Genomic DNA, 10,287 nt, shown 5'->3' on the forward strand with positions numbered 1-10,287 from the left:
GCCGGCAAGCAAATCGTGTGTGCTGCCATGCGTAAGCTCCTGCACCTCGCCTACGGCGTCCTCAAATCGGGCACCGCGTTCGACCCGAAAAGGGCCCTTGCCTGCTAGGGGGTAAGACGGTATCTACGGGACACTTCCCTTGCTCTCAGCCGCACCCTGTAGCCACGCTCGCGGCAGCGCGGCATGCGCTCTAGATAAAAGCCTGCGCCATGCACTAAGCACGCACGCCGCAGGAAGCGGCCTGTGTCGGCGAGGCCGCCCAGCGGCTCAGTAGCGCTGCTGCAGGAACCAGTTGGCCGCGCCGATCACGCCGAGCTGGCCATGTTCGACCAGTTTCACCGGGATCTGCTCCAGCGCCGGACGCATCGCGCCCTTGTTCAAGTAGCGCTCGACGAAGCTGCTGGCGGACAGGAACGCGCCGATCTGCGGCAGGAAGCCGCCAGCCAGGTAGATGCCGCCCTGCACGCCATACAGCAGCGCCATGTCGCCGACCACGCTGCCAAGCAGGCCGCAGAACGCGGACAGCGCTTCGTGCGCCAGCGGATCGCCACCGGCCAAGGCAGCCGCGGTGACGTCACCCGGCGCGGCATGCGCGGGCGTGGCGCCACGCAGTTCGCACAGCGCGCGATACAGATTGAGCAGGCCCGGACCGGACAGGAAATGTTCGGCCGGCACGTAAGGACGATCGCGCAACAGGCGCTGCGCCAGCATCAGTTCCAGGTCGTTGCCGACCGGCAGCGCGGCATGGCCGGCTTCGGTGGCCAGCACCACGGCGCCGCCATGGGTCGGAATCCACACCGCTGCGCCGAGGCCGGTGCCCGGACCGATCACCAACGCCGGCCCGCGCTGCGCCTTGCGCGGCCCGGTCAGATGCAGCACTTCGCTGGCGTCCATCGACGCCGCCGCATACGCCACCGCCTCGAAATCGTTGACCAGATGCAGCGCCTTCAGGCCCAGACGTTCGCGAATCTCCGGCGGCGACAGCGTCCACGGCAGATTGGTGGTGATGACGCGTCCATCTTCGAGCGCGTAACCGGCGCTGGCGATCACCCCGCGGGTCGGCTTCGGCCCCTGCACCTGGCCCAGGAACTCGCCGATGATCTCGGCCAGGCCGGGATAGTCGGCGCAGCGGTACTTGCGATAGTCGAGTACATCGACAGACGGCGCCGGGCCGGCACCGGCAGCAGGCGCGACCAGGCCGATCCGGACATGGGTTCCGCCGACATCGGCAGCAATGAAGGGCTCGGCGCGCGGCACGGCCGCTGCCACGGATGAACTGCTTGCGGACACGTCTTCTCCCGTTGCGCCAGAGCAGGCGCACGCCGATTCGGCAGATTGATCGATCGAGTGTCCGACCACCTTGACAACGTTGTCAAGATGAATTTCACCAGCGGGTCGTTTTGTCTTCATCGCGTCGACTTGATGGGATGGATCGACTTGGCATGCGGGAGGCCGCCGTCGCTGCGCGTTGCATGGGTGAACATCCGTCGCAAAATTTCGCCGCATCGCACAAATTTTTGCCGCGCAGCCTGCAAGCCGGCAGGCCTTGCTGCAGCTGGGGCGACTGGTCGATACACCCCTGTCGCCACCATCGTCGGCCATGTTTTCTTTTGTAGACAAGGACCTAGGCCGGGCCGCGGACGCCTTGCCAAAGCCGCAGGAAAGATGCCGCGGCAAGCCTTGCTTGCAATCGTCAAAACCGCGTGAAACGGGTGTTGACAACGCTGTCAGCGCTACGACAGACTCGGCTCACACAAGTTTTACAACTTCAAGACATGCCACGTTCAGGGGATTCAGAAACAGCGACGCATCGCCGCTCCTCCCGCGCCAAGTGGCAGGACCCGCGCTGACGCTGCGACCGGCATCCCCCGAACCGACGAAACCACGCCCGATGCCGGGCACGGACGCAGCGCGCCCGGACCAGGCAGCAGGTGCACTGCTTTATTGCTGGACTTGGTTGTTACCTGCAGGAACACAGGAAGAACCGGCGCCCTCGATGCCGCCGGTTGGCTACTTCCGCGTCAGCGACCGGACGACGCGCATCGAGATGCGATCCGCGCAGCGCCACCAGGCGCGGCGCCATCCACAAGGCCGGGCAGCGGCCAGCACGCCGGAACATCGGTTGGCACCTCATGCCCAAGTACTCACCCAGAGGTTTAGCCAATGAATAGCCGCACCACTACCTTAGCCCTCAGCATCATGGCCGCGCTGTACCTGTCCGGTAACGCCGCCGCGCAGGAAGCGCCCGCTTCCGCCAACGCGGATTCCAAGAACGTCCAGCAGCTGGATGCCATCACTGTCACCGGCTACCGCGCCTCGCTGGAGAAGAGCCAGTCGGTGAAGCGCTCGGCCAACTCCATCGTCGACGCGATCAGCGCCGAGGACATCGGCAAGTTCCCGGACACCAATGCCGCCGAGTCGCTGGCGCACCTGCCGGGCATCAGCGTGGACCGCCAGTTCGGCGAGGGCGAGAAGGTCAGCATCAACGGCACCGATCCGGCGCTGAACCGCGTGCTGCTCAATGGCCAGACCATCGCCTCGGGCGACTGGGGCGGCAACCCGACCGACACCAGCGGCCGCACCTTCAACTACACCCTGCTGTCGCCGGAAATCATCGGCCTGATGGAGGTCTACAAGACCCCGGAAGCCCGCATCGACGAAGGCTCGATCGGCGGCACCGTGATCGTGCACACCCGCAAGCCGCTGGACCTGCCGAAGAACACCATCCGCGGCTCGGTCGGCTACAACTACAACGACCGTTCGGAAGAAGGCAATCCGCGCGGCTCGGCGCTGTGGAGCTGGAAGAACGACGACGAGACCTTTGGTGCGTTGATCTCGGCCACCCACGACAAGCAGGACCTGTCGCGCGCCGGCATCGAGTTCTTCGGCTACAACACCGGCGCCGGCATCCCGCCGACCGCGCGCATCTCCGGCGACGGTGGTAACGTCGCGACCGCCAAGATCCCGGTGGGCATCAACAGCGCCTTCTTCCAGCAGACCCGCGAGCGCAACGGCCTGCAGGGCGCGCTGCAGTGGAAGCCGAACGATCAGAACGAGTTCAACCTGACCGGCATCTACATCAAGGGCAAGTACAACAACTTCAGCGAATCGCGCTACGTCTGCCCGGGCTGCGGCGACCAGGACAAGATCACCAGCGCGACCGTGCAGAACGGCTACGTCACCCAGGCCACGGTCACCGATGGCGCCGGCAACGGCAAGCAGCCGTACGCGCAGTTGGACACCAACTACCGCGAAAGCACCGTCACCACCAAGAGCCTGAACCTGCGCCACGACTTCTACGGCGACAAGTGGGTGTTCACCTCGCAGGTCGGCACCACCGAGGCCACCGGCGGCAAGAACCCCGAGTACCTGATGAAGTTCCTGCTGAAGGACGGCGGCTACAACTTCGGTTACGACGGCAGCCACACCGACGTCAACTACGACAACGCCAGCGCCGCCAACTGGGGGCTGGTCGGCTCGCCGGCCGGTCTGCCCGCCGGCTCCACCGCCGCCTCGGCGATGCAGGCCGGCGGCATCTACTACGCCAAGAGCACGGACAAGGAGAAGTACTTCCAGTTCGATGCCGCCCGCGATCTGGATTGGGGCCCGCTGAACAAGCTGCAGCTCGGCTACAAGTACATCAACCACGACAATGGCGTCGATGCCCGCGGCAACCGCATCAACACCACCAATGCGATTTCGCTGACCGACTTCAGCCCCGGCACCACCCCGAGCGGCCTGTACGACGGCCTGGGCGCCAGCGGCGACCTGACCAACTGGCCGACCGCCAACCTCAACTCGGTGATCAACTACCTGCGCGGCCAGCCGCAGGGTCCGTACAACCGGGACTACGGCTCTTCGTTCGACGTCAAGGAAATCACCAGCGACCTCTACGCGCAGCTGAACTTCGAGTCCGGCGCGTGGCGCGGCAACCTCGGCGTGCGCTACGTGGACACCAAGGACAAGTCGCTGTACTGGCAGAGCGCCGATGGCGGCGCCACCTACAACCAGACGCAGGTGAGCAAGCAGTACTACAAGCCGCTGCCGAGCTTCAACCTGGCCTACGATCTGGACACCGACAAGGTGCTGCGCTTCTCCGTGGCCAAGGTGATGGCACGTCCCCGCTACGGCGACCTGGCCGGCTCGTTCACCATCAACAGCAGCAACGGCAATTTGACCGCCAGCGGCGGCAACCCGGACCTGAAGCCCTACGAGTCGACCAACTACGATCTGGCCGCCGAGTGGTACTTCGCCCCGTCCAGCATGCTGTCGGCGGAACTGTTCTATCGCGACATCAGCTCGTACATCGTCACCACCACCTCGCAGCAGCAGCTGACCGATGCGGTGAGCGGCGTAAGCGGCCTGTTCACGGTGACTTCGCCGATCAACGCTTCCGACGCCAAGGTCAAGGGCGCCTCGCTGAACTACCAGCAGGCGTTCGGCTACGGCTTCGGTCTGCAGGCGAACTACACCTACGCCACCGCCGACGCCAGCACCGGCCTGAACCTGCCGTACCTGTCGAAGAACACCTACAACGTGATCCCCTACTGGGAAAACGGTCCGTGGATGGTGCGCCTGAACTACAGCTACCGCTCCAAGTACTTCACCCAGGTCGGCCGCCTGAACTCGCAGGTGTTCACCGACGAGTACAAGCAGCTGGATCTGACCGCCTCGTACGAGATCAACGACTGGATGAGCGTGAGCTTCAGCGCGACCAACCTGCTCGACTCGACGTACTACTGGTACAACGAGGTCAAGTACGCGCCGATCGGCATGTACAAGAACGGCCGCGGCTACCAGGCGCAGCTGAACTTCAAGTTCTGATGTAGCACCGGCGCGCCACCGTCCCTCCACGGTGGCGCGCTTTTTCGTGTCCGGCGCGGCGGCGCCGGCATCGTTCCCTGCAACAAAGGAGTGCCGCTCCATGACGACCGAGACCCGCCCCCGTGCGGACCGATCCCGCCACGCCGGAGCCGCACGCCAGACCCTGGCCAGCGCGCTGGCCCTCATTCTTGCGCTGACGGCGCTGCCCGCCGGCGCCGCGGACGCGCCGTCGCCGACGGCGCCCACCGCCACCACCCTCAGTCCGGAACAGATCGACCAGCAGTGGCTGCAGGCCACCGCCAAGTACGCGCCCGAACGCGCGCGCCTGGTGCGCGAGGCCAACGCTGGCGCGCGCGGCGGACCGTTCCGGCCCGACTGGACCTCGCTCAAGCAGTACCGCTCGCCGTCCTGGTACGACAACGCCAAGTTCGGCATCTTCATCCACTGGGGCGTGTTCTCGGTGCCGGCCTTCGGCAACGAGTGGTACTCGCGCAACATGTATCAGCAGGGCAGCAAGGACTACCTGCACCATCGCGAGACCTACGGTCCGCAGTCGCGCTTCGGCTACAAGGACCTGATCCCGCTGTTCACCGCGCCCAAGTTCGATCCGCAGGCCTGGGCCACGCTGTTCCGCGACGCCGGCGCCCGCTACGTGGTGCCGGTGGCCGAACACCACGACGGCTTCGCGATGTACGACTCGCAGCTGTCGGACTGGACCGCGGTGAAGATGGGCCCCAAGCGCGACGTGATCGGCGAGCTGTCCAAGGCGATCCGCGCGCAGGGCCTGCATTTCGGCCTGTCCTCGCACCGCGCCGAGCACGACTGGTTCTTCGACGGCGGCCGCCAGTTCGACTCCGACGTCAACGACCCGCGCTACGCCGGCCTGTACGGCCCGGCGCAGGTCCGCCTGCCGGGCAAGGACGACGCCGACGTCACCAACGACTGGACCCCGGTGTCGCAGGCCTGGCTGGACGACTGGCTGGCCCGCACCACCGAGCTGATCGATCGCTACGATCCGGATCTGATCTATTTCGACTGGTGGATCGCGCACCCGACCTTCCGCGGCACGCTGCCGACCATGCTGTCGTACTACTACAACCACGGCGCGGCCAAGGGCGGGGTGGTGGTGAACTACAAGCTCGGCGCCTTCCCCGAAGGCGCCGGCACCCTGGACATCGAGCGCGGCCAGCTCACCGGCATCCATCCCACGCACTGGCAGACCGACACCTCGGTCAGCAACGCCTCGTGGGGCTATGTCGAGAACGACACCTACAAGACGCCGACCTTCATCATCCACATGCTGGTTGACGTGGTCAGCAAGAACGGCAACCTGATGCTCAACATCGGCCCGCGCGCCGACGGCTCGATCCCGGAGACCGAGCGCGCGATCCTGCTGTCGATCGGCAAGTGGCTGAAGACCAACGGCGAGGCGATCTACGACAGCACGCCGTGGCGCACCTACGGCGAAGGCCCGACCGAGGTGGTCGGCGGCACCTTCCAGGACACCAAGACCAAGCCATACACGCCCGAGGATTTCCGCTTCACCACCGGCCACGGCGCGCTGTACGCGATCGAGCTGGGCTGGCCGGCCGACGGCAAGGCCGTGATCCGCTCGCTGACGCCGGCCGACGGCGTGCGCGGCGTCACCCTGCTCGCCAGCGGCAAGCCGGTGCCGTTCGAGCAGCGCGCCGACGGCCTGCACCTGCGCCTGCCGGCCAAGCCGGTGGGCGAACACGCCTACGTGTTCCGCATCGACCTGACCTCCCCCACCCCGCCAACGGATCCCTCCCGATGATGAAGCGTTTCGCAGGGCTGCTGTTCGCCCTCGCCCTGGTCTGCGCCCCAGCCATGGCCAAGAACCCGACCGCGCTGTTCTATCTGATGAACACGCAGAAATCGACCAATTCGTTCCTGGCGCACCTCGACAAGATCGACGTGGTGGTGCCGACCTGGTACGGCGTGGACCAGAGCGGCCTGGTCAACGGCACCCCGAACCTGTACCTGTACGAGATCGCCAAGCAGCACAAGCTGCGGGTGATGCCGATCCTGTCGATGACCGCCGGACGCGACGGCTTCCACAAGCTGCTGCACGACGAGGACGCCAAGCAGCGCATGATCGCGGCGCTGTTGATCCACGGCCGCAAGCACGGCTACTACGGCTTCCAGTTCGATTTCGAGAGCATCGCCTGGACCGACCGCGACGCCTACTCGCTGATGGTCAAGCAGACCGCCGAGGCGCTGCACAAGGCCGGCTTCAAGCTGTCGGTGGCGGTGGTGCCGAACGCGCCCGGCTATGCCGAAGGCGGCGCGTTCGCCAAGTGGATGTGGGAGTACTGGCGCGGCGCCTACGACCTCAAGGCGCTGAGCGCCTCGGCCGACCTGATCAGCCTGATGACCTACGACCAGCACACCCGCTGGACCACGCCCGGCCCGGTGGACGGCATGGTGTGGATGAAGAAGCACCTGGACTATGCACTGACCCAGGTGCCGAAGGACAAGCTGTCGCTGGGCATCGCCACCTACGGCTACCGCTGGTACACCGGCAACCCGGTCAAGCCCGACGGCACCGAGGCCTCGAACATCACCGCCGACTACATCGACGCCGACGAGTCGTTCCCGCTGGCGGAAGAGCAGCACGCCACCGTGCAATGGGACCCCGTGGAGCAGGAGTCGTGGTTCTATTTCTACCGCGACGACATGCGCGAGTGGGTGTTCCGCCCGGACGCGCGCAGCTTCCGCGCGCGCTATGAATTGACCAAGCAATACGGCCTGGAAGGCTTCAGCTGCTGGGTGCTGGGCGCCGAAGACCCCAAGGTCTGGGACGAACTGCCGACCGCAACGCGCTGAGCGGCCGCCACGATCGACATGCGACGGGATGCACGCGGCGCGCAGCGAACGCGCCGCGCTCACCCCAGGCTACCCCACAGCCTCTACGATACGCATCTCGATCGCTTGAGGTAGACCGATGACTGCAGTGGGTGCACACCCCCGATTGCCGCACCGCCCGATGCCCGCCGCCGCGCGCATCGCGGCGGCCTCCCGCAACGCCTGGCTGGGGTTGTCCCTGCTCGCCTGTGGCAGCCTGCTCGGCGGCTGCGACCGCGCTCCGCCGCCGGCACCGACACCGGCGGCCAAGCCCGCCGCGGCGCCGCCGCCGGCCCCGAAACACGATGACGACGACGACAAGACCCCGCTGCCGCTGATCCCGGCGCCGGCCAAGGCCGAGCGCGACGGCGGCACCCTGACCATCGGCACCGGCGCCGTGCTGTCGGTACCTCTCGACGACCCCGGCGCACAGCGCGTGGCCGAGCAACTGTCGCAGTTGCTGGAAAAGACCCGCGGCCTGGCGCTGCAGGTGCGTGCGGAGACCATCCCCGCCGACGGCAGCATCCGCCTGCAGCTCAATCCCAATACCGAGGTCGCGCAGGCCGAGGGCTACACGCTGGACGTGGACCCGCGCACCATGCTGATCCAGGCGCGCGAGGAACGCGGCCTGTTCTACGGCGCGATCAGCGCCTGGCAGCTGATGACGCCCGACGCCGGCAAGGGCGAGGTGGACGTGCCGCAGGTGCACATCCGCGACTGGCCGCGCTTCGGCTGGCGCGGCGTGCTGCTCGACGTGGCGCGGCACTTCCACGGCCCGGATACGGTCAAGCGCCTGCTCGACGCGATGGCCCAGCACAAGCTCAACGTGCTGCACCTGCATCTGACCGACGACCAGGGCTGGCGCATCGAGATCAAGCGCTATCCCAAGCTCACCGAGATCGGCGCCTGGCGCACCCCGCCCGGCGCCGGAACCCACGGCCTGCCCGATCGCTACGGCGGCTTCTACACCCAGGACCAGATCCGCGACCTGGTGGCCTACGCCGCCGAACGCCACATCACCATCGTGCCGGAGCTGGACATGCCCGGCCATGCCCAGTCGGCGGTGGCGTCCTACCCGGAACTGGTCGGGGTGACCCGGCAACGGCCCAAGGTGTCGGTGGACTGGGGCGTCAATCCGTACCTGTTCAACACCAACGACAAGAGCATGACCTTCATCCGGGGCGTGCTCGACGAAGTGCTGCAACTGTTCCCCTCGCCGTACATCCACATCGGCGGCGACGAGGCGGTCAAGGATCAGTGGGAACGCTCGCCGGCGGTGCGCGCGCAGATGCGCAAGCTCGGCATCAAGGATGCGCATGCGCTGCAGGGCTGGTTCAACCAGCAGCTGGCCGACTACCTGACCCAGCACCAGCGGCGCCTGATCGGCTGGGACGAGATCCTGGAAGGCGGGCTGCCGGCCAGCGCGTCGGTGATGTCCTGGCGCGGCGTCGACGGCGCGGTCGCCGCCGCCAAGCAGGGCCACGACGTGGTGCTGGCGCCGGCCGGCTGGATGTACCTGGACAACCTGCAGAGCGCGCGCAACGACGAACCCAATGGCCGCCTGGCGACGCTGCCGCTGCAGAAGGTCTATGGCTTCGACCCGGTGCCGGCCGCGCTCAGCGCCGAGGAGAGCAAGCACGTGCTCGGCGTGCAGGCGGCGCTGTGGAGCGAATACATCCCCTCCGCCTGGCATATCGACCATGCGCTGTTCCCGCGGCTGAGCGCGGTGGCCGAGGCCGGCTGGTCGCCGATGGCCGCGCGCGACTGGAACGGCTTCCTGCAGCGCCTGCCGGCGCAGCTGGATCGCTACCGCAGCCAGGGCATCGCCTACGGCGACGGCGCCTTCGCCGCGGACATCGCCATACAGGGCGGCGACAATGCCGCGCTGGACAGCGGCCAGGCCACCGTGGTGCTGGGCAACCAGGCCACCTTCGGCAGCTTCCGCTACACCACCGACGGCAGCGAACCCAAGGCCGACTCGCCGCGCTACACGGCGCCGTTCGCGGTGACCCTGCCGGTCACCGTGCGCGCGGCCACCTTCGCCGACGAAGGCCGCCTGCTGGCCGCCCCGCGCAGCCGCATCCTCGACCGCGCCAACCTGCTCAGCCGCGACACCCAGGGCCTGGCCTCGTGCGAAGGCGGCGAGTTGGGCCTGCGTGTGCCGCTGCTGCCGGACCTGGCCGACCAGGACACCCCGGTGTTCAACATCGACCTGTTCACCAGTTGCTGGCGCTACGCCGACGCGCGCCTGGACGGCATCGACCGCATCCGCATCGACGCCGCACGCCTGGCGCGCAACTACGGGCTGGCGCACGACCAGGCCAAGGTCAAGCGCTACCCGGCGCACAGCCCGCGTGGCGAGTTCGAAGTGCGGCTGGGCGATTGCAAGGGCAAGCTGCTGGCGCGGCTGCCGCTGCCGGCCGGCAAGACCCTGGGCGACCAGTTCGCACTGGAAGCGCGGCTACCCAAGCAGCGCGGCGTGCACGACCTGTGCCTGCGCTCCACCGCGCCCATCGCCGGCCCGTACTACGCCATCGGCGCCGTCCATCTGATCGACACCGCGGCGCAGGCGCCCCCCGCCGCCGCGCACTGACCACG

At 67.3% G+C, this 10,287-nt stretch carries 5 protein-coding genes and 1 pseudogene; 5 read left to right on the top strand and 1 reads right to left on the bottom strand.

Going from position 1 to position 10,287, the window contains the following annotated elements; translation table 11 throughout:
• Positions 1-108, top strand: a pseudogene (locus tag ACP93_RS22360) (IS110 family transposase); the annotation flags it as partial.
• Positions 109-267: 159 nt separating this feature from the next.
• Here the strand turns inward: ACP93_RS22360 and ACP93_RS17980 are convergent.
• On the bottom strand, positions 268-1,290 hold the full coding sequence (locus ACP93_RS17980) for a glucokinase family protein (protein WP_048492031.1): 1,023 nt from the start codon (positions 1,288-1,290) through the stop codon (positions 268-270).
• Between the two features lie 873 nt (positions 1,291-2,163).
• Here ACP93_RS17980 and ACP93_RS17985 point away from each other — a divergent pair.
• From ACP93_RS17985 to ACP93_RS18000, 4 genes are all read left to right on the top strand, one after another.
• Entirely contained in the window at positions 2,164-4,824 is a 2,661-nt protein-coding gene (locus tag ACP93_RS17985; RefSeq protein ID WP_048492032.1) for a TonB-dependent receptor, read from the top strand.
• A gap of 100 nt (positions 4,825-4,924) precedes the next feature.
• Positions 4,925-6,619: an alpha-L-fucosidase gene (locus ACP93_RS17990; RefSeq protein ID WP_048492033.1), complete on the top strand. Its 1,695-nt coding sequence runs from the start codon at positions 4,925-4,927 to the stop codon at positions 6,617-6,619.
• A complete protein-coding gene (locus tag ACP93_RS17995) occupies positions 6,616-7,671 on the top strand; it encodes a glycosyl hydrolase family 18 protein (RefSeq protein WP_048492034.1) in 1,056 nt (351 codons plus the stop codon). The genes ACP93_RS17990 and ACP93_RS17995 overlap by 4 nt, the downstream gene beginning before the upstream one ends.
• A 118-nt stretch (positions 7,672-7,789) precedes the next feature.
• Positions 7,790-10,282, top strand: a complete 2,493-nt coding sequence (locus tag ACP93_RS18000) for a beta-N-acetylhexosaminidase (protein WP_048492035.1) — start codon at positions 7,790-7,792, stop codon at positions 10,280-10,282.
• The last annotated feature ends 5 nt before the right edge of the window (positions 10,283-10,287 follow it).

It is taken from the genome of Xanthomonas sp. NCPPB 1128 (genome assembly GCF_001043115.1).
GTDB lineage: Bacteria > Pseudomonadota > Gammaproteobacteria > Xanthomonadales > Xanthomonadaceae > Xanthomonas_A.

Bases quoted from the DNA above. Each gene is read 5' to 3' on its own strand.
- ACP93_RS17985 (WP_048492032.1), top strand. From the start codon at position 2,164: ATGAATAGCCGCACCACTACCTTAGCCCTCAGCATCATGGCCGCGCTG.
- ACP93_RS17990 (WP_048492033.1), top strand. From the start codon at position 4,925: ATGACGACCGAGACCCGCCCCCGTGCGGACCGATCCCGCCACGCCGGA.
- ACP93_RS17995 (WP_048492034.1), top strand. From the start codon at position 6,616: ATGATGAAGCGTTTCGCAGGGCTGCTGTTCGCCCTCGCCCTGGTCTGC.
- ACP93_RS18000 (WP_048492035.1), top strand. From the start codon at position 7,790: ATGACTGCAGTGGGTGCACACCCCCGATTGCCGCACCGCCCGATGCCC.